The sequence below is a fragment of the Bacillus paramobilis genome (assembly GCF_038096195.1).
GTDB lineage: Bacteria > Bacillota > Bacilli > Bacillales > Bacillaceae_G > Bacillus_A > Bacillus_A mobilis.
Window position 1 is genome coordinate 1,697,290 of sequence record NZ_CP151108.1, and the last position, 18,911, is coordinate 1,716,200.

Consider the following 18,911-nt stretch of genomic DNA (forward strand, 5'->3'; position numbering starts at 1 on the left):
AGTAGAGCTGAAAAAGCATGGATTAAAAGTTCACTATATTCTCAAGGAGGTAGATCGTATGAAAACTATTCTTGCTATCGCTGGGCTTATCTGGGTTTTATCACATGGCATTCCAATTTATGAAGGAGAACAAATTCGCAGTGCTCTAAATAAAAATTTTAATGAATATCACGTTATTGATCGGCAAGATAATGTTGTGACAGTTCGTGTAAATGACTGTTTTCATACGGTAACCGTTGAAGGAACTTCTGTAGTGAATGATACAAAAGTATGTGATCAGCAGTAATTATATATAGGCAGAAAAGAGTCTCAATTTATACGTGTATAAATTGAGGCTTTTATATTTATGGATGAATAATAAGCGGAGATAGATAATCTACGCTTATTATTCTTTTTTGAAAAAAGGAAAGGGTATCATGAAAATTGAGACTGAGAAGCTAATAAATTGTTAAGAATAAGCATAGAGCGGAAATATACTCATATGGGGTATCATACATAGATAATTAATGCTATAATTGGTATACTCGTAAAAGCAATTGTTTTATTGGATGAAGAGAAACTTTAAGAAGGTGATAATATGGATCATAAAGAGCATGAAGCGGTAACACATAGATCAGAAAAAGAAAAAGAACAAATTATAAATAGATTAAAGAGAATTGAAGGACAAGTCCGCGGTATTCAAAATATGATTGAAAATGATCGTTATTGCGTGGATATTTTAGTGCAAATTTCAGCGATTAATGCAGCGATGAAAAAAGTAGGAATGGGTGTATTAAAAAACCATACAAGTCATTGTGTTTCAGGCGCTATTAAAGATGGCAATGGTGACGAAGCAATTGAAGAATTAATGACGGTATTTGAACGTTTTTCAAAAGCATAAAAACAAGCTAGTATGTCACTGGCTTGTTTTTTTGTTTACCTTTATATAGGATTTTGGGGTATTGGTGTGAAAAAGTGTGTGTAAAATAAACTTTTAGAAAATAATTGAAAAATCATGATACAAAACCATTGATTACCTTAGGGGGGTATGGTAAGATGTAATTGTGATTAACAAACAATGAAGAAACAAGAGGAGGATTTTAAATGGAACAGTTAACATTACAAGTTGAAGGTATGTCTTGTGGACATTGTGTAAATTCAATTGAAAGCAGTGTGAAAGAACTAAACGGTGTTGAACAAGTGAAAGTTCAATTAGCAGAAGGAACTGTTGAAGTTACTATCAACTCATCAGTTGTAACGTTAAAAGATATCGTTGCTGTAATTGAAGATCAAGGGTACGATGTTCAATAATTATTTTTAGATATGGAAATAAATCGTACTTTATAGGAAGTACGATTTATTTTGTTAATAATTATACCTTGTGAGGGTATATAGAGGTGAGAGACATGAATGAACAAAAAGAGGCCAATCTTCAAATATCAGGAATGACATGTGCGGCATGTGCGAATAGAATTGAAAAAGGTCTGAAAAAAGTAGAAGGTGTTCATGATGCAAATGTAAATTTTGCACTTGAAAAAACAAAAATAATGTATGATCCCCAAAAAACAAATCCGCAACAATTTAAGGAAAAAGTTGAATCGTTAGGATATGGAATTGTCAGTGATAAAGCTGAGTTTACTGTTTCAGGGATGACATGTGCAGCATGTGCAAATAGAGTAGAAAAGCGTTTAAATAAGTTAGAAGGTGTGAACGGAGCGACAGTAAATTTCGCTTTAGAATCAGCTACAGTAGATTTTAATCCTGATGAAATTAATGTAAATGAAATGAAGAGTGCAATTACGAAATTAGGATATAAATTAGAAGCGAAATCAGATGAGCAAGATGGATCAACTGATCATCGCTTACAAGAAATTGAGAGACAAAAGAAGAAATTTATCATTTCGTTTATTTTATCATTTCCGTTATTGTGGGCAATGGTAAGTCATTTCTCATTTACATCGTTTATTTATTTACCTGATATGCTTATGAACCCTTGGGTGCAGCTAGCTCTTGCAACTCCAGTTCAGTTTATCATTGGTGGGCAGTTTTATGTTGGGGCTTATAAAGCGTTACGAAATAAAAGCGCCAATATGGATGTTCTCGTGGCACTTGGAACATCGGCCGCCTATTTCTATAGTGTATATTTAAGCATTCAATCTATCGGTTCTTCGGAACATATGACAGATTTATATTTTGAAACGAGCGCGGTACTTATTACACTAATTATTTTAGGTAAATTATTTGAGGCGAAAGCAAAAGGACGCTCGTCAGAAGCAATTAAAAAATTAATGGGATTACAGGCGAAAACCGCTACTGTTGTACGAGATGGAACAGAAATAAAAATTTTAATCGAAGAAGTGGTAGCTGGTGATATCGTTTATGTAAAACCAGGTGAAAAAATCCCAGTAGATGGGGAAATTGTAGAAGGAAAGTCAGCGATAGATGAATCGATGTTAACAGGTGAAAGTATTCCAGTTGATAAAACAATTGGGGATGGAGTAATCGGTTCTACAATAAATAAAAATGGCTTTTTAAAAGTGAAAGCAACTAAGGTAGGAAGAGATACTGCATTAGCTCAAATTATTAAAGTAGTAGAAGAGGCTCAAGGTTCAAAAGCTCCTATTCAAAGGGTAGCAGATCAAATTTCAGGTATTTTCGTACCGGTTGTAGTTGTGATTGCTATTATCACATTTGCAGTGTGGATGCTATTTGTTACACCTGGTGATTTTGGCGGAGCACTTGAGAAAATGATAGCCGTACTTGTTATCGCTTGTCCGTGTGCATTAGGTCTTGCAACGCCTACGTCTATTATGGCGGGATCAGGAAGATCGGCTGAGTATGGCATTTTATTTAAAGGCGGGGAGCATTTAGAAGCAACCCACCGATTAGATACAGTTATTCTAGATAAAACAGGTACTGTTACAAATGGGAAGCCGGTGCTAACAGATGTAATTGTAGCGGATGGATTCCACGAAGAAGAAATACTACGTTTAGTAGGTGCGGCAGAAAAAAATTCTGAACACCCACTTGCAGAAGCGATTGTAGAAGGAATTAAAGAAAAGCAAATTGATATCCCGAGTTCAGCAACGTTTGAAGCAATTCCAGGATTCGGTATTGAATCAGTTGTAGAAGGGAAACAATTATTAATTGGTACACGTCGATTAATGAAGAAATTCGATATTGATATTGAAGAAGTTTCTAAATCGATGGAAGCGCTAGAACGAGAAGGAAAAACAGCGATGCTTATTGCGATCAATAAAGAATATGCTGGTATAGTTGCCGTTGCGGATACTGTAAAAGATACTTCAAAAGCAGCTATCGCAAGACTTAAGAAAATGGGTCTAGACGTTGTTATGATTACAGGAGATAATACACAAACTGCTCAGGCAATTGCTAAGCAAGTTGGTATTGATCACGTAATTGCAGAAGTATTACCAGAAGGAAAAGCTGAAGAAGTGAAAAAACTGCAAGCGCAAGGTAAGAAAGTAGCAATGGTTGGAGATGGAATAAATGATGCTCCTGCACTGGCTACGGCGGATATCGGTATGGCAATTGGAACAGGTACGGATGTAGCGATGGAAGCGGCAGACATTACGTTAATCCGTGGTGATTTAAATAGTATTGCTGATGCAATCTTTATGAGCAAGATGACGATAAGAAATATTAAGCAAAATTTATTCTGGGCACTAGCTTATAATGGGTTAGGAATCCCGATTGCAGCGTTCGGTTTCTTAGCACCTTGGGTTGCTGGAGCTGCGATGGCATTTAGTTCTGTATCCGTTGTATTAAATGCATTACGACTACAAAGAGTGAAATTAAAAAAATAAAAATCTATAGAGTAATTGCATATGCTTTTAAACAAAAAACAATACTTTGAAATAAGTATTGTTTTTTGTTTATATAGAAAGAAAAAAGATATAATAAAGCAGAAATATTGAATACTAGATGGTAGAAAAGTTAAATGATAGTCTAGTAAGGAGGTTCATATATGTTAAAAGACACGATCATTAGAACATTCCATAAAGAGGATTTAGAACAAGTATTACAGTTGTTCTATGAAACAGTTCATACAATTAATGCAAAAGATTATAATGTATTACAGCTACAGGCATGGGCACCAGAGCGACTAGATAGAGAAAGTTGGTTAAATTCTTTAGAGAAGAATATTAGTTATGTAGCGGATCATAACGGTGTGATAGTGGGATTTGGGGATTATAATGATGAGTATTATGTAGATCGTCTCTTTACTCATAAAGATTATCAAGGGAAAAGGATAGCGTCATACATACTACAGAAGTTAGAAAAAGAAGCAGTGAACTTGGGGCATAGGGAGATATATACAGAAGCGAGTATTACAGCAAAACCTTTCTTTGAAAATAAAGGTTTTATTTGCATAAAGGAACAAAAGAAACAACATAATGGTCAGATTTTTACTAATTATGTAATGAAAAAAATAGCCCTCTCATAGACGAGAAGGCTATTTTTTCATTATTTTACAGCTTCTTTTAGTTCTTTACCAGCTTTGAAAGCAGGTACTTTAGAAGCTGCGATTTGCATTTCTTCACCAGTTTGTGGGTTACGGCCTGTACGAGCAGCTCTTTCGCGAACTTCGAATGTACCGAATCCGATAAGTTGTACTTTTTCACCAGCAGCTAAAGTGTTAGTGATTGATTCTACTACGGTTTGTACAACTACAGTAGCTTCTTTTTGAGAAATCTCAGCGTTTTGTGCTACGTTTTTAATTAATTCTGTTTTGTTCATGTTTTTCACCTCATATGTAAATAATGCTATTTAAGTTGTTATTATAACGTATAAAACATTCGAGAACAAGTGTACGCACATATATTCGTAAAAAAAATGAAATTTGTAATATTTTTTAGAGCCACTGTATAGACAGTTCATTTAAGCGGATACAGATTGTTTCTTTAATTCGGTTTGCTCTTTATTGGAAGGTAGTTTTTTATTATAAGATATGAAATAAGGTAACGCTACAAATAACATACCGCCTACTAAGTTTCCGAAGAAAACAAAAATGAAGTTTGGAAAATATTCAATCCAAGTTAACTGCCCGGCAAAAATTGCAGCTGGGATAACAAACATATTGGCTACAACGTGTTGAAATCCAATCGCAACAAAAGTCATAACTGGGAACCAGATGCCGATAATCTTTCCGATAAATTCTTTACTTCCCATACTGAGCCAAACAGCTAAACAAACGAGCCAATTACATCCGATTGCAGAAATGAAGGCTTGTAGAGGTGTATCTTCTAGTTTAGCTTGCGCAATGGAAACTGTTTTCGCTAAAAAAGCGCCCTCTGTTAATCCGACGATATGACCGAAAAAATAAGCAACGAATACAGCGCCTATGAAGTTGCTAAACGTAACGATAACTAAATTTCGTATGAAATGAAATAAAGTAATTTTCTTTTGAAGCCAAGCCATAGAAACTGTCATCATATTACCAGTTACTAGTTCACCACCTGCAAGAATAACAAGTATAAGACCGATAGGGAATACAGCAGCGCCTAGAAAACTAGTAAATGATCCCCAAGATTTTGGCATTGTTCCGATAACATGGATATCAAGTAAATACCCTAATGCTATGAAAGCACCACCAAAAAAACCGAGAATTAGCATAGGAAGTAATGATAAATGAGCTTTTTTTCTTCCGGAATTCGCAGCAAGTTCCGTAATTTCTTCTGGTGTAAATACAGACATGAATAATCTCTCCTTAATAAAATGATAGAATGAATAGGTGGAACATTTTTAAAAATCTATGTATTATAAAAATATGTTATGACTTCTGTATAAATTTGTCAAAGTGAATGGGATAGAATTGGATATAACTAACATTCTTCATGTTGTCACATTAATGTAACAATAAGGCTGTAAAGTACTTCTAGAGGTGAGAGCATGAATACGCATCATGTAAAAAAAGAACAAAAAAAATCAATTGTAAAAATATTTATAATCGGTTTTATAAGTATAGTAATGATTTCAGTAAGTTTGTATTTCTATGCGACAGAAATTGAACGAAAACTAGTAACAGTTACGTGGAATGAAATAGAAGCATCTACAATTCCTAAAGAGTTTAATAATAAAAAGATATTACAATTCTCAGATGTACATTTAGGGCCAGAATTTACACTGAAACAACTAGAAAATTTGGTGGAGAAGATGAATGCGTTACATCCAGATATGGTAGTTTTTACAGGGGATTTAATAGATAAGTTTGGAGCGTATAAGGCGGAAAGAGAAGAAGCGAAAGGTATTTTACAAAAAATACATGCACCCTTAGGGAAATATGCAGTGTATGGGAATCATGATAGGGGCGGGGGAGGTAGTTTATTTTATAAAAAGTATATGGAGGAAGCTGGTTTCACTGTGTTGGTAAATGAAATGCAGAAAATTAAGGTGGAAAACGGCAATTATATTACAATATCAGGTTTAGATGATTTTTTATTGGGGGAGCCACAAATAGACGCGACTTTAAAACAAGTAAGGCAACAAGATTTCAATATGCTCTTAGTACATGAGCCGGATGTTATAGACAAAGTAGCTCGTTACCCAGTTGATTTTCAAATGTCGGGCCATAGTCACGGAGGACAAGTTCAAATTCCTTTTATAGGTCCATTAATTACTACAAAATTAGCTGAGAGCTATGTGGAAGGTATGTATGAATTAGAAGGGAAGAATAAGGCGTTACATTTATACGTAAATCGTGGTATTGGAACAACCCGAATGCCTGTTAGATTTTGGAGTGTACCTGAACTTTCGGTATTTGTGTTAAAGCAAAATAGCAACTAGACTATTCTAGAGTAGTAGGACTTTCAGAGAAAGTTCTCTTTTTTATTAATTAAACACGGAATATTATGTAAGTTTTATTTGAGGTGTTAAAATGGAAAAGAATCTTTTCATTATGTAGAAGTGAAAAAGTAATTTACATAAATAAAAAACAACAATAGGTTATATAACCTATTGTTGTTTTTTATTATTTTTGCAAGGGAATCGCATCAAAATATGTTCTATAGTTATTAGAGAATTCAAAGTTGTTTTTTGCATCCCAATTAATAGACCAGGACATTAGGCCGCGGAATGCAGGGTAGCCGCTCTGATTTGAAAGCTTATACTTTCCTCCGAAAGGAATTCCTTTCATGATATAATCTAAAGCTTTTTTCATTTCAGTTGGAGAAATATATCCGCCACTTGGAGCGGCCGCTGGTGCTGCAGGAAGTCCAATCATGACTTGATCCGAACGAAGGGCTGGGAAAATATTATTTGCATTACCACCTACAGGAAAACCATGTAAGAGCATATCTGCCATAGCGACCTCGTAGTCTGCAGTACCTTGATTGTAGTTATTACCGTCCATTCCAATCCCGCTGCCAGCATTGTAGTGTTGAACGTGAATGTATGTTAGTTTGTCTTTCACTCCGTAAATGATTGGTAAATATGCACCCCAGATGCTTCCGTATGCGCTATAACCACCTTGAACATAAGCTGTTTCAGGGGCCATGCTTAATAGAAAATCTGGACCATAATGATCTGAGATTGTCCGAATAGCTGAAATAAGATTTATGATTTGAGGAGTCGTGGGGTTTTTGAAATTAGTGTCATTTCCGTTTAAGTAAATTCCTGATTCAAGATCAATATCTATTCCATCAAAACCATATTTATTGATTAGAGATTGTATGGAATTAATAAAACGTAGCTTAGCGGCATTGTCAGGAAGTAAAACGATCCCATTTTGTCCACCTATTGAAAGAACTACTTTTTTTCCTTTGCTTTTTAAATAAGAAATATCTGATTTGAACTCTGCATCCGTACCATACACAGGAGAAAATTCAACAGTGGAACGATCACCCCCAGTTTCACCGAAAGATACATTGATTACATCCCATTTTGGTGAAACGTCTCTTAATTTAATAATGCCAGTACCATTATCAAAGTTATGCCAGTATCCAACGAGTAGTTTTGATCCTAAATTGTTTGCTGCTTGTGCTTGAAAGGGAGCTAGTGGTAGCAGTAAGAAAATTACTAAAGTACAACAAATGAATTTGAACTTATTTAACATATCAACACTCCTATACAAAAAGTTGTCTAGATGTATAATCTTGTCTATTTAATAATATCTGAAAAATCGATCTTTTGTAAGGTGATTATAATTTTCTCAACAATTTTATATGGGAAATTATTAAACCTAATGAAATAATTTCTGAAGGGGGTCGAATTACGATTGTTAAATTCAGAATATTTTGATATATTTTAAAATATAGGACAAGATTTTTCGCATAATACTCTTACATAAAGTGAAACTTTAATCAGTGGGGGTTCATCCCTCGCTGATTATCAGCCCTCACCAATCGGGCATTTACGGACAGTAAATTCCCGCCTAACTTCTTTACTTCCGCTGAATTTTGAGGTGGGGGTCTTACTGCCTGTTAATGCGGGGGAAATTTCAAAATTAAGTTTGGAAGGGGATGTACAAGAGTTGGATAAAAATCTTAAGAAAGACCTCAAAATACGCCACATTACAATGATCTCAATTGGCGGTGTAATAGGTGCTGGTTTGTTTGTTGGAAGTGGTGCGGTTGTGCATTCAGCAGGTCCAGGTTCTATCGTTTCATATGCATTAGCAGGACTTCTAGTTATTTTCGTTATGAGAATGCTAGGAGAAATGGCAGCTATTAATCCGACAAGTGGTTCATTTGCAACATATGCAAGAGAGGCAATTGGTCCATGGGCAGGTTATACAATTGGGTGGCTATATTGGTTTTTCTGGGTAATTGTTATTGCAATAGAAGCTACAGCAGGTGCTGGTATTATTCAATACTGGATTCCAGAAATCCCACTCTGGCTATTAAGCTTAATATTAACGATTTTATTAACATTGACGAATGTTTTCTCGGTGAAATCATTTGGAGAATTTGAATATTGGTTTTCATTTATTAAAGTAATAAGTATTGTTTTGTTCCTTTGTCTTGGACTAGCTGTTATTTTAGGATTTGTACCAGGAACGGAAGCACCTGGCACTTCGAATTTAATAGGTCAAGGAGGATTTATGCCAAATGGTATAAGTTCGGTGTTACTTGGAATCACCGTCGTTATATTTTCATTTATGGGATCTGAGATTGTTGCAGTAGCCGCTGGAGAGTCTGCCGAACCTGTAAAGGCAGTAAAAACAGCAACAAATAGTGTAATTTGGCGTATTCTCGTATTTTTCATTGGATCGATCGCTGTAGTTGTTACACTCCTTCCGTGGAATTCGGCGAACATACTAAAAAGTCCGTTTGTGGCGGTACTGGAACATATAGGGATACCAGCGGCAGCGCAAATTATGAATTTTATCGTTTTAACAGCTGTACTTTCTTGTTTGAATTCGGGTTTATATACGAACTCAAGAATGCTTTTCTCAATGGCAGAAAGAGGAGATGCGCCAAAGGTATTTTTGAAATTGAATAGTAGTGGTGTTCCAGTTCGGGCGGTTTTATTTGGAACTTTCTTTGCTTACATTGGAGTTGTTTTTAGTTACATATCTCCAGATAAAGTATTTTTATTTTTAGTGAATGCATCTGGCGGGATTGCGTTACTCGTTTATCTCGTTATAGCAGTTTCTCATTTCAAGATACGTAAAAAAATGGGGAAAGCAGAACAACAAAATTTGAAAGTGAAAATGTGGCTTTTTCCGTATGTAACATACGTTACAATTGCTGCGATTATAGCAGTTTTAGTTGCAATGCTCGCAATTGAATCTTTACGTTCACAGGCACTATTAACGATGCTAGTTACTGTTCTTATAATACTTTCTTATTTTATTTTCAATAGAAATAAAAATAGTACAGTGTTGAATCCTAAAAGTAAAAATGAGGAATCTGTTCGATTCTAATTTCTTGTTTTAGAAGAGAGTTACACCCAATCATTGCTATAAAAGAATCATATATAATCATAGAAACAAGTAATTACTATTGTCATAGTGAATATAAACTTTTTTCTTGACTTTTTAAACGAAGGCGAGCAAAATGGTAAAAAAGGAAGGGGGGATGACAATGGAAGAGTACGTATTAGAGCTATATAATCTGTTATATACGACAGAATGGCAAGATATTGTTTCGTTTCTAGGAATAATGTTTTGTATGAAAATTGTAATTGTATATATGGAAGAGCAAGGTATGTTCTATTCCTTCTCATCCCCGTTCGATGTGCAGCGCGAGCCGTTGCCAAACTATGCCAAGTTGAATTACGAACAAATTCCTTTTGTTATATTCTTTATGATTCGATTTATAACAGCAATTGTAAAGAAAAAGGAAAGTGACGATGAAGAGTGCCACTCCACTTGTAATATAGCGACTGCTTTTTAAGCTAAATACAAGGAGGAGATTTATATGTGGTTTCGATTTCTTATGATTGGTTTCTTTTCATTAACAGCAATTTCTTTAATGGGATATCAAGTGTCTGAAATTTTTCAAGCATATAGCAATACGTTTTTCAACAAAAACTAATTACATTGCTATTTAAATAATAAAGCGATAAAATCCTTCTTAAGAAGTTTTATTAAGAAGGATTTTTTTCTTTGCTCTGTCTTACTGTGTCAAACTATTGTCACATTTACACTGTGAATAATATGTTAAAATAGTGAGGTTACGTATACATATTTGAAGGAAGAGGAGTGACCATTTTGGTGGATCAATCAACGAATCAGAAAAGCTATGCTCCTATTGTGATAACGCTTTCTGTAATTGTAAATGCGATTATTTTATTTTTGTTCTTTGGACCTGTTGGCTATGAAGGAGAAGTACATTTTGATGTAACAATTTTACCAATGTTAAATGCAATTTTTAATAGCTTTACGTTCGTATTCTTATTAGCAGCTTTATACTCGATTATTAAGAAGAATGTGAAAATGCACCGCGGTTTCATCCTGGCAGCATTTACAACGACGTTGCTATTTTGTGTTTCTTATTTATCGTATCATTACTTGGCGCCGGCAACACATTTTGGTGGAGAAGGATTCATTAAATATGTGTACTTCATTATTTTAATTACACATATTATCCTTGCAGCAATTATTGTACCACTTGCATTGTTTGCACTTGTATTTGGTTTTACAAATCAATTAACACGTCATCGTAAAATTGTACGTTGGACGATGCCGATTTGGTTATATGTAAGTTTATCTGGTGTTATTGTTTACTTAATGATCTCACCTTATTACCAATAAAAAATCTCAGCCTGTAGGCTGGGATTTTTTTGTTAGGCAAATATTTTTGTGAAATGAAAAAAATATGGTATACAAAAGTATAGTTGCTTTTCATATAGAAGGGATGGTAAAGGAATATGCAAAATTTTGTATTTCGTAATCCAACGAAACTTATTTTTGGTAAAGGGCAGTTAGAACAGTTGAAAACTGAAATTCCACAGTTCGGTAAAAAAGTTCTTCTCGTATACGGGGGAGGCAGTATTAAAAGAAACGGTATTTATGATAATGTAATTTCTATTTTAAAAGATATAAATGCAGAAGTATTTGAATTGACAGGCGTTGAACCGAATCCTCGTGTATCAACTGTAAAGAAAGGGATTCAAATTTGTAAAGATAATGGCGTCGAATTCATATTAGCCGTCGGCGGAGGAAGTGTGATCGACTGTACGAAAGCAATTGCTGCTGGTAGTAAGTACGATGGAGATGTGTGGGATATTGTAACGAAAAAAGTATTTGCTAGTGAGGCTTTACCATTTGGTACGATACTTACGCTTGCGGCAACAGGCTCTGAAATGAATGCTGGTTCTGTCATTACAAACTGGGAAACGAATGAAAAATATGGCTGGGGTAGCCCTGTTACTTTCCCGCAGTTTTCGATTTTAGATCCAGTTCATACTGTGTCTGTGCCGAGGAATCAAACAATTTACGGTATGGTAGATATTATGTCACACGTATTAGAGCAATATTTCCACCACGGAACAAATACAGAACTACAAGATCGTTATTGTGAATCTGTATTAAAAACAGTAATTGAAACCGCTCCTAAGCTTTTAAGTGATTTAGAAAGTTATGAGCATAGAGAAACCATTTTATATTGCGGTACTATGGCGTTAAACGGCATTTTAGCGATGGGAGTTAAAGGAGACTGGGCGACTCATAATATTGAACATGCAGTTTCTGCGGTTCATGACATACCACATGGAGGCGGTTTAGCAATTCTATTCCCGAACTGGATGAAGCATGTTGTAGACGAAAATATAAGTCGTTTTAAACAGTTTGCTATTCGTGTATTCGATGTAGAAACAGATGGGAAAACTGATCGAGAAATTGCGTTAGAAGGAATTGAGGCGTTACGTCAATTTTGGACTTCAATTGAGGCGCCGGTAACATTAGCTGATTACGCTATTGGAGAAAATGAAATTGATGTAATGGCGGATAAAGCGATGGCTTATGGTGAATTTGGTAACTTTAAAAAATTAAATAAAGACGATGTTTTAAGCATATATAAAGCTTCCCTATAAGTGAAGCAAGTAAAGGAACCCATTTGATATAACAATCAAATGGGTTTCTTTCTTGTTGTTTATAACTGTTCTTGATTGATTTTGGTTATTTATGAATGTTTATGGTTGATTTTTGTGATCGTTTTCATTATACTGTAATCAAAGAAGAGGTGAATAAAATGTTAACTCCTGAACGTCATCAAATGATATTGCAACTTGTAAAAGAGCAGAAGGTTGTTAAATTACAACAATTAGTAGAAAGAACAGAAAGCTCTGAATCAACAATTCGTCGTGATTTAGCGCAATTGGAAAAACAAAGGTTATTAAAAAGAGTTCACGGTGGTGCAGCTGTTTTAACAGGAAAAGGACAGGAGCCGACGATGGTTGAAAAATCATCCAAAAACATTCAAATAAAACAACAAATTGCGAAGTATGCCGCTAGCATTGTTGAACAAGGTGATTGCATTTATTTAGATGCAGGAAGTACGACATTTGAAATGATTCCATTTTTAATAAATAAAGATGTTACTGTCGTTACGAATGGACTTATGCATATTGAAGCTTTAGTTGAAAATAATATTCGTGCATATTTACTAGGCGGAATGATGAAAAGTAGGACGAAAGCTTTAATTGGTGCTATGGCACAGGAAAGTATGCAAAAGTATCGCTTTGATAAATGTTTTTTAGGCGCAAATGGTGTACATGAACAGCTTGGTTTTACAACGCCAGATCCAGAAGAGGCACTATTAAAACAAATGGCATTAACATTAGCGAACGAAGGATATTTCTTAATTGATGAAAGTAAGTTTTCAGAAGTTGCGTTTGCGAAAATTGCCAATGTTGAAGAGGCAAATATTATTACAAACCATTTAGAAATTGATTTAGAAAAATATAAAAGACAAACCAATGTAATTGAGGCTGATAAACAATGATCTATACAGTTACTTTAAATCCATCTATTGATTATGTAGTACAAGTTAATTCCTTTGATTTAGGCGCAGTAAATCGAGCGGAGAAAGATATGAAATTTCCTGGAGGGAAAGGCATTAACGTTTCTCGCGTTCTTCATCGTTTAGGTGTTGAAAATATAGCACTTGGATTTACTGGTGGATTTACCGGTCGATTTATTAAAGATATATTACAGGCGGAAGGTGTAACAACAAACTTCGTCCAAGTAGATGGTGATTCCCGAATTAATGTAAAAATAAAAGGGCAAGAAGAGACAGAATTAAATGGGCAAGGTCCTAATGTGACAAATGAGCAATTTGAACAATTAATGAAACAAATTAAAAGTATGAAGCAGGGAGATTGCGTTGTACTAGCTGGAAGTGTACCAGCGTCTATCTCAACTACTTTTTATGAATCAATCGCAGCTCTCGGAGCTGAAAAAGGTATTCGCGTAGTAGTCGATGCGAGCGGAAGTGCACTGCAACATGTAATTAAAAATAAACCATTTTTAATAAAGCCTAATCATTATGAACTTGGTGAGTTATTCGGTGTAGAGATTTCCACAGTAGAAGCTATTTTACCGTATGGAAGAAAATTAATTGAACAAGGTGTAGAGCACGTTATCGTATCAATGGCCGGAGATGGAGCTTTATTATTTACGGCAGAAGGTATATATGAAGCAACTGTTCCAAAAGGTGTTGTAATTAATTCGGTTGGGGCCGGAGATTCTCTCGTTGCAGGATTTGTAGGGAAATATGAACAGACAAAAGATATTGAAAAGGCATTTCAATATGGCGTTGCAACAGGGAGTGCAACAGCATTTTCAGCTGATTTATGTGAAAAGGAAAAAGTAGAAGAATTATTGTCGCAAGTAATTGTAACTAAGCGATAGGGGGAAGCAACATATGAAAATTACAGAACTATTAAAAAGGGATACAGTTATTATGAATTTGACAGCTTCAAATAAAGAAGCTGTCATAGATGAATTAGTTGAGAAATTAGACGGCGCAAATTGTTTAAATAGTAAAGCGGAATTTAAAGAAGCTATTTTAAAGAGGGAGTCACAAAGTACAACTGGAATAGGGGAAGGGATTGCAATCCCTCATGCGAAAACAAAAGCTGTTAAGCAACCGGCGATTTGTTTTGGTAGAAGTGTAAGCGGTATCAATTATGAATCGCTTGACGGACAGCCAGCGCATTTATTCTTTATGATTGCTGCGAGCGAAGGGGCGAATAATACTCATTTAGAAACGTTATCGCGTCTATCTACATTATTAATGGATGAAGCATTTCGTAAGCAATTATTAGAAGCAAAGGATGAAGAGGAACTTCTTCGTTTATTTGATGAAAAAGAGAATGAAAAAGAAGAAGAGGTTGAAGTGGCAAAACCAGAAGGAAATGAACCGTACGTATTAGCGGTTACGGCTTGCCCAACTGGAATCGCTCACACGTATATGGCAGCGGATAGCTTGAAAGCAAAAGCAGCAGAGCTAGGTATAGCAATTAAAGTTGAAACGAATGGATCAACAGGTATAAAAAACGGTTTAACGAAAGAAGATATTGAACGCGCAACGGCAATAATTGTTGCAGCAGATAAACAAGTGGAAATGAACCGCTTTGCTGGGAAGCATGTCATTCAAGTACCAGTCGCTGATGGGATTAGAAAAACGGAAACACTTCTTAATCGAGCTGTAAAACAAGATGCACCAATCTTTAAAGGGTTAAAAGAAGATGGGAAGACAGAAAGTACAGAGAAAGAAAAAGGATTAGGAATTTATAAGCACTTAATGAGCGGTGTAAGTAATATGCTTCCATTCGTTGTTGGTGGCGGAATTTTAATCGCATTAGCATTTATGTTCGGTGGAATTAAGGCGGAAGGCCCTATTGCTGAAATATTAATGACTATTGGAGGTGGAGAAAAAGGAGCCTTTTTATTCCTTGTACCAATTTTAGCTGGATTTATTGCAAGTTCTATTGCTGATCGACCTGGTTTTATGCCTGGTGTTGTAGGTGGATTTTTAGCAGCACAAGCAAATGCTGGCTTTTTAGGTGGATTAATTGCTGGTTTCTTAGCTGGATATGTTGTTGTTGGTTTGAAAAAGTTATTTTCTAGTTTACCAGCGCAGTTAGAAGGTATTAAACCAGTCTTGATTTATCCGGTATTAGGGTTATTAATTACAGGTTTTATCATGTTAAAAGTGGTTAATCCACCTGTAGTTGCGTTAAATGAAATGTTAACGAGTTGGTTAAATAGTTTAGGTGGTACAAATGCTATACTATTAGGTTTAATTTTAGGTGGTATGATGGCAATTGATATGGGGGGACCAATTAATAAAGCAGCATTTACATTTGGTATCGCTGCAATCTCAGCAGGGAACTTTGGTGTTCACTCAGCAGTTATGGCTGGTGGTATGGTACCGCCGTTAGCGATTGCATTCGCAACTACCGTCTTTAAATCAAAGTTTACTGAAGCAGAACGTAAATCTGGTTTAACAAATTATATTATGGGGGCGTCGTTTATTACAGAAGGTGCGATTCCATTTGCAGCTGCAGATCCGGTTCGAGTAATAGTAAGTTGTGTTGTTGGTTCAAGTATTGCGGGTGCATTATCTATGTTATTCCAAATTACATTACCAGCACCGCATGGTGGATTGTTTGTTATCGCATTAGTAAATAAACCGGTGTTATATATTTTCTCGATATTGATAGGGACAGTTGTCTCAGCTCTTATGATGGGGATTTGGAAAAAGAAAGTTAAATAACATATGAAAAGGGAGGAGCTTTTATTAGCTGCTCCTTTTTATTACAAAAAAGAAGGGTAATAATTGGAGAATGATGGATTTTGGTAAAAGATGTAATGAAATATGAATTTTTTGTAACAAAAAAGTAATACTGTAATTTTTTCTGGAAAAAAATTCTGGAGCTTGTATGTGGAAAATATATGAAAACTATTGGGAATTCTATTGGAAATGGAATTCATCAATATGGAAATTTATGTTACAGCTCATTAATCGTATATTACGAATGGTTTGTAATTGTGTGATTTCTAAAAATCCTAAAAATCTGTTGCTATAATGAAAATACGAAAACAAAGCAAATGGAGGCTATTCATGAAAAAATTATTAGGTATAGCAACAGCAGCAGTTTTTGGTCTTGGGATTTTTGCGGGTTCTGCGAAAGCAGAAACGATTGTAACAACAGACGTATTAAATGTTAGAGAAAACCCAACTGTAGAATCAAAACTTGTAGGTAAAATGTTAAGTGGAAATACATTAGATGTTGTAAATACAGAAAATGGATGGACAAAAATTAAATTAAATGGTCAAGAAGCGTTTGTGAGTGCTGAGTTTACAAAAAGTACATATTATGTAACAGCGGGCGTGCTAAATGTTCGTGCTGGAGCGAATACGGACGCTGAAATTCTTGGTAAACTTAATAAAAATGATGTAATTGAAACGACAAATCAAGTTCAAAATGAATGGTTACAATTTGACTATAATGGAAAAACAGGATATGTTCACGTGCCATTTTTAACAGGGACGGCACCTGTGATTGAAAAGAAAGAAGTTGTAACGCAAGAAGAAGTGTCGGAAAAAGTAAATACGCCGGTTAAAAATAATAAAGCAGTTAAGAATAAAGAGTCTGTTAAGAATGTAGAATCAAGTAAACCTGTGGCAAAAGAGAAGCCAACTGCGAAACCAGTTGCGAAATCTACTGAAACAAGTGCGCCTGCTGGTGGACGTGAAATAACAGTAGAAGCGACAGCGTATACAGCGCATCCAAGTGAGAATGGTACGTATGGTGGTCGTGTATTAACTGCAATGGGGCATGATTTAACAGCAAATCCAAATATGAAAGTCATTGCTGTTGATCCTAAAGTAATTCCACTTGGATCAAAAGTATGGGTAGAAGGATATGGAGAAGCGATTGCTGGAGATACAGGTGGCGCGATTAAAGGAAATCGTATTGATGTTTTAGTTGGTTCAGATGGCAGTGCTGATAACTGGGGGCGCAAATCTGTAAAAGTGAAAGTTATAGAATAGTATATATGTATGAATATGAAAGGCGGTTGCTTGAAAGTACGTAAGCAACCGCCTTTTATGGATTATTGAAAAGGATAAATGGTTTTACCTGTAATAATTTTATATGCACTGCAAAATTGATTTTGAATATATTCTGTATTTTCATTTTCTGGATGTAATGTTGTTTCTTGGAGAGTAGAATGAAAAGAACGTAGCAAACAATTTAAGGCGAAGTATAATTCTTCTTGTGAGCAATTTTGTTCTTTTGTAGCAGTAGCTAAAATGAGGTCTTTTGTTAAAGATGAAAAATTAAGGGTGGATTGTTTCATAGTCAACTCATCCTCTCGAAGGTATTTTTAATCATGTATATGCGGAATTGGACAAACTATGTTCTTTTTTATTTATAATTTCATGTACCGGAATGAAAGAACTTGCAATCATGCCGTTAAAATTGGTAAGATTGGATATAATCAATAGATGGAGTACATCACATAAAGAGAGTTGAATGATATGGGAGAAGTGCAACGTGAAAAAGTTGCTGTCATCATTGGACCAACTGCTGTTGGGAAGACGAAGTTAAGTATTGATCTTGCTAAAGCGTTGAATGGTGAAATTATAAGTGGAGATTCCATGCAGATTTATCGTACGATGGATATTGGAACTGCAAAGGTGACGAAAGAAGAGATGGACGGAATTCCACATTATATGGTCGATATAAAAAATCCGGAAGAATCATTTTCTGTTGCCGAATTTCAAGAACGTGTTCGTAAGCATATTCGAGAGATTACAGAGCGTGGTAAATTGCCAATTATTGTTGGTGGAACTGGGCTGTATATACAATCTGTTTTATTCGATTATCAGTTTACGGATGATGCTGGTGATACTATGTACCGAGAACAAATGGAACAGTTAACATTAGAACGTGGTGTGGAATATGTACATAAAAAGTTACAAGAAGTAGACCCAGAAAGCGCTGAGCGTATTCATGCAAATAATGTACGCCGTGTCATTAGAGCGTTAGAAATTTTCCACACGACGGGTGAAAAAATGAGCGATCAACTTGAAAAACAAGAAAACAAGTTATTATACGATGTTTCCTTGATTGGCTTGACAATGGATCGAGAAATGCTATACGATCGCATTAACTTACGAGTTGATATAATGATGGAACAAGGTTTATTAGAAGAAGTAGAAGGATTGTATAATAGCGGGATACGAGATTGTCAATCTATTCAAGCGATTGGGTATAAAGAGATATATGATTATTTTGCGAATCGTGTCTCTTTAGAGGAAGCGGTATCACAATTAAAGACGAATTCACGTCGTTATGCAAAGCGTCAATTAACGTGGTTCCGTAATAAGATGGATGTCACATGGTTTGATGTTACAGACGGTGAAAAAACGTCAGAAATTTTACGATACATAGAAGGAAAGTTACAACTAAAGTCGAATAATAGTAAGTAGAGAAAAAGAGGAGGATTCGAC

Annotated in this window: 19 protein-coding genes; 15 read left to right on the plus strand and 4 right to left on the minus strand. The window is 35.3% G+C overall.

Annotation, left to right across the window (positions count from 1 at the left end):
- Positions 1-58 precede the first annotated feature (58 nt).
- The 5 genes from AABL52_RS08880 to AABL52_RS08900 all read left to right on the plus strand — a co-directional run bounded on the left by AABL52_RS08880 (position 59) and on the right by AABL52_RS08900 (position 4,447).
- The gene (locus AABL52_RS08880; protein WP_000849106.1) at positions 59-286 is read left to right on the plus strand and encodes a hypothetical protein; all 228 of its coding nucleotides are present in this window, start codon (positions 59-61) and stop codon (positions 284-286) included.
- A gap of 291 nt (positions 287-577) precedes the next feature.
- Positions 578-880, plus strand: a complete 303-nt coding sequence (locus AABL52_RS08885) for a metal-sensing transcriptional repressor (protein ID WP_000349636.1) — start codon at positions 578-580, stop codon at positions 878-880.
- A 203-nt stretch (positions 881-1,083) separates the two neighbouring features.
- Complete coding sequence (gene copZ / locus AABL52_RS08890) at positions 1,084-1,290, plus strand: copper chaperone CopZ (RefSeq protein WP_016135194.1); 207 nt, start codon at positions 1,084-1,086, stop codon at positions 1,288-1,290.
- 95 nt (positions 1,291-1,385) lie between these two features.
- Positions 1,386-3,806, plus strand: coding sequence for a heavy metal translocating P-type ATPase (locus tag AABL52_RS08895; RefSeq protein WP_341519186.1), 2,421 nt, complete (start codon positions 1,386-1,388; stop codon positions 3,804-3,806).
- Between the two features lie 161 nt (positions 3,807-3,967).
- On the plus strand, positions 3,968-4,447 hold the full coding sequence (locus tag AABL52_RS08900) for a GNAT family N-acetyltransferase (RefSeq protein ID WP_016135192.1): 480 nt from the start codon (positions 3,968-3,970) through the stop codon (positions 4,445-4,447).
- Positions 4,448-4,467: 20 nt separating this feature from the next.
- On the opposite strand, the gene AABL52_RS08905 is transcribed toward AABL52_RS08900, so the two are convergent.
- Together AABL52_RS08905 and AABL52_RS08910 are read right to left on the minus strand one after the other, a co-directional pair.
- The gene (locus tag AABL52_RS08905) at positions 4,468-4,740 is read right to left on the minus strand and encodes an HU family DNA-binding protein (protein WP_001043904.1); all 273 of its coding nucleotides are present in this window, start codon (positions 4,738-4,740) and stop codon (positions 4,468-4,470) included.
- Between the two features lie 141 nt (positions 4,741-4,881).
- Entirely contained in the window at positions 4,882-5,697 is an 816-nt protein-coding gene (locus tag AABL52_RS08910; protein WP_341519187.1) for a formate/nitrite transporter family protein, read from the minus strand.
- Positions 5,698-5,892: 195 nt separating this feature from the next.
- Here AABL52_RS08910 and AABL52_RS08915 point away from each other — a divergent pair, with 195 nt between their 5' ends.
- Positions 5,893-6,786, plus strand: coding sequence for a metallophosphoesterase (locus AABL52_RS08915; RefSeq protein WP_341519188.1), 894 nt, complete (start codon positions 5,893-5,895; stop codon positions 6,784-6,786).
- Positions 6,787-6,970: 184 nt separating this feature from the next.
- Here AABL52_RS08915 and AABL52_RS08920 read toward each other — a convergent pair whose 3' ends face one another.
- A complete protein-coding gene (locus AABL52_RS08920) occupies positions 6,971-8,053 on the minus strand; it encodes a chitinase (RefSeq protein WP_097844258.1) in 1,083 nt (360 codons plus the stop codon).
- 417 nt (positions 8,054-8,470) lie between these two features.
- Between AABL52_RS08920 and gabP the strand changes: the two genes are divergently transcribed.
- The 8 genes from gabP to entD all read left to right on the plus strand — a co-directional run bounded on the left by gabP (position 8,471) and on the right by entD (position 17,447).
- On the plus strand, positions 8,471-9,865 hold the full coding sequence (gene gabP / locus AABL52_RS08925) for a GABA permease (protein ID WP_341519189.1): 1,395 nt from the start codon (positions 8,471-8,473) through the stop codon (positions 9,863-9,865).
- Positions 9,866-9,998: 133 nt separating this feature from the next.
- Complete coding sequence (locus tag AABL52_RS08930; RefSeq protein WP_341519190.1) at positions 9,999-10,337, plus strand: hypothetical protein; 339 nt, start codon at positions 9,999-10,001, stop codon at positions 10,335-10,337.
- Positions 10,338-10,654: 317 nt separating this feature from the next.
- Positions 10,655-11,197, plus strand: coding sequence for a DUF420 domain-containing protein (locus AABL52_RS08935; protein ID WP_000228316.1), 543 nt, complete (start codon positions 10,655-10,657; stop codon positions 11,195-11,197).
- A 116-nt stretch (positions 11,198-11,313) separates the two neighbouring features.
- Positions 11,314-12,477, plus strand: coding sequence for an iron-containing alcohol dehydrogenase (locus AABL52_RS08940; RefSeq protein WP_341519191.1), 1,164 nt, complete (start codon positions 11,314-11,316; stop codon positions 12,475-12,477).
- A gap of 158 nt (positions 12,478-12,635) precedes the next feature.
- A complete protein-coding gene (locus AABL52_RS08945) occupies positions 12,636-13,388 on the plus strand; it encodes a DeoR/GlpR family DNA-binding transcription regulator (protein WP_000957277.1) in 753 nt (250 codons plus the stop codon).
- Positions 13,385-14,296 (plus strand): 1-phosphofructokinase, encoded by a 912-nt coding sequence (gene pfkB, locus AABL52_RS08950; protein WP_000640831.1) that lies wholly within the window; start codon positions 13,385-13,387, stop codon positions 14,294-14,296. The genes AABL52_RS08945 and pfkB overlap by 4 nt, the downstream gene beginning before the upstream one ends.
- A gap of 13 nt (positions 14,297-14,309) precedes the next feature.
- Positions 14,310-16,166 (plus strand): PTS fructose transporter subunit IIABC, encoded by a 1,857-nt coding sequence (locus AABL52_RS08955; protein WP_341519192.1) that lies wholly within the window; start codon positions 14,310-14,312, stop codon positions 16,164-16,166.
- Positions 16,167-16,514: 348 nt separating this feature from the next.
- Positions 16,515-17,447 carry a cell wall-binding protein EntD gene (gene entD / locus AABL52_RS08960; RefSeq protein WP_341519193.1) on the plus strand — a complete coding sequence of 311 codons (933 nt, stop codon included), beginning with the start codon at positions 16,515-16,517 and terminating at the stop codon, positions 17,445-17,447.
- A gap of 62 nt (positions 17,448-17,509) precedes the next feature.
- On the opposite strand, the gene AABL52_RS08965 is transcribed toward entD, so the two are convergent.
- Positions 17,510-17,755, minus strand: a complete 246-nt coding sequence (locus tag AABL52_RS08965) for a hypothetical protein (protein WP_000814434.1) — start codon at positions 17,753-17,755, stop codon at positions 17,510-17,512.
- A 181-nt stretch (positions 17,756-17,936) separates the two neighbouring features.
- Between AABL52_RS08965 and miaA the strand changes: the two genes are divergently transcribed.
- Positions 17,937-18,890, plus strand: a complete 954-nt coding sequence (miaA, locus tag AABL52_RS08970; RefSeq protein ID WP_341519194.1) for a tRNA (adenosine(37)-N6)-dimethylallyltransferase MiaA — start codon at positions 17,937-17,939, stop codon at positions 18,888-18,890.
- The last annotated feature ends 21 nt before the right edge of the window (positions 18,891-18,911 follow it).

What these genes read in the sequence shown, in the direction of transcription:
- AABL52_RS08945 (WP_000957277.1), top strand. Translation starts at nt 12,636, where the DNA reads ATGTTAACTCCTGAACGTCATCAAATGATATTGCAACTTGTAAAAGAG.
- AABL52_RS08895 (WP_341519186.1), top strand. Translation starts at nt 1,386, where the DNA reads ATGAATGAACAAAAAGAGGCCAATCTTCAAATATCAGGAATGACATGT.
- AABL52_RS08885 (WP_000349636.1), top strand. Translation starts at nt 578, where the DNA reads ATGGATCATAAAGAGCATGAAGCGGTAACACATAGATCAGAAAAAGAA.
- AABL52_RS08940 (WP_341519191.1), top strand. Translation starts at nt 11,314, where the DNA reads ATGCAAAATTTTGTATTTCGTAATCCAACGAAACTTATTTTTGGTAAA.
- AABL52_RS08915 (WP_341519188.1), top strand. Translation starts at nt 5,893, where the DNA reads ATGAATACGCATCATGTAAAAAAAGAACAAAAAAAATCAATTGTAAAA.
- pfkB (WP_000640831.1), top strand. Translation starts at nt 13,385, where the DNA reads ATGATCTATACAGTTACTTTAAATCCATCTATTGATTATGTAGTACAA.
- copZ (WP_016135194.1), top strand. Translation starts at nt 1,084, where the DNA reads ATGGAACAGTTAACATTACAAGTTGAAGGTATGTCTTGTGGACATTGT.
- AABL52_RS08910 (WP_341519187.1), bottom strand. Translation starts at nt 5,697, where the DNA reads ATGTCTGTATTTACACCAGAAGAAATTACGGAACTTGCTGCGAATTCC.
- AABL52_RS08920 (WP_097844258.1), bottom strand. Translation starts at nt 8,053, where the DNA reads ATGTTAAATAAGTTCAAATTCATTTGTTGTACTTTAGTAATTTTCTTA.
- entD (WP_341519193.1), top strand. Translation starts at nt 16,515, where the DNA reads ATGAAAAAATTATTAGGTATAGCAACAGCAGCAGTTTTTGGTCTTGGG.
- AABL52_RS08905 (WP_001043904.1), bottom strand. Translation starts at nt 4,740, where the DNA reads ATGAACAAAACAGAATTAATTAAAAACGTAGCACAAAACGCTGAGATT.
- AABL52_RS08930 (WP_341519190.1), top strand. Translation starts at nt 9,999, where the DNA reads ATGGTAAAAAAGGAAGGGGGGATGACAATGGAAGAGTACGTATTAGAG.
- miaA (WP_341519194.1), top strand. Translation starts at nt 17,937, where the DNA reads ATGGGAGAAGTGCAACGTGAAAAAGTTGCTGTCATCATTGGACCAACT.
- AABL52_RS08900 (WP_016135192.1), top strand. Translation starts at nt 3,968, where the DNA reads ATGTTAAAAGACACGATCATTAGAACATTCCATAAAGAGGATTTAGAA.
- AABL52_RS08955 (WP_341519192.1), top strand. Translation starts at nt 14,310, where the DNA reads ATGAAAATTACAGAACTATTAAAAAGGGATACAGTTATTATGAATTTG.
- AABL52_RS08965 (WP_000814434.1), bottom strand. Translation starts at nt 17,755, where the DNA reads ATGAAACAATCCACCCTTAATTTTTCATCTTTAACAAAAGACCTCATT.
- AABL52_RS08880 (WP_000849106.1), top strand. Translation starts at nt 59, where the DNA reads ATGAAAACTATTCTTGCTATCGCTGGGCTTATCTGGGTTTTATCACAT.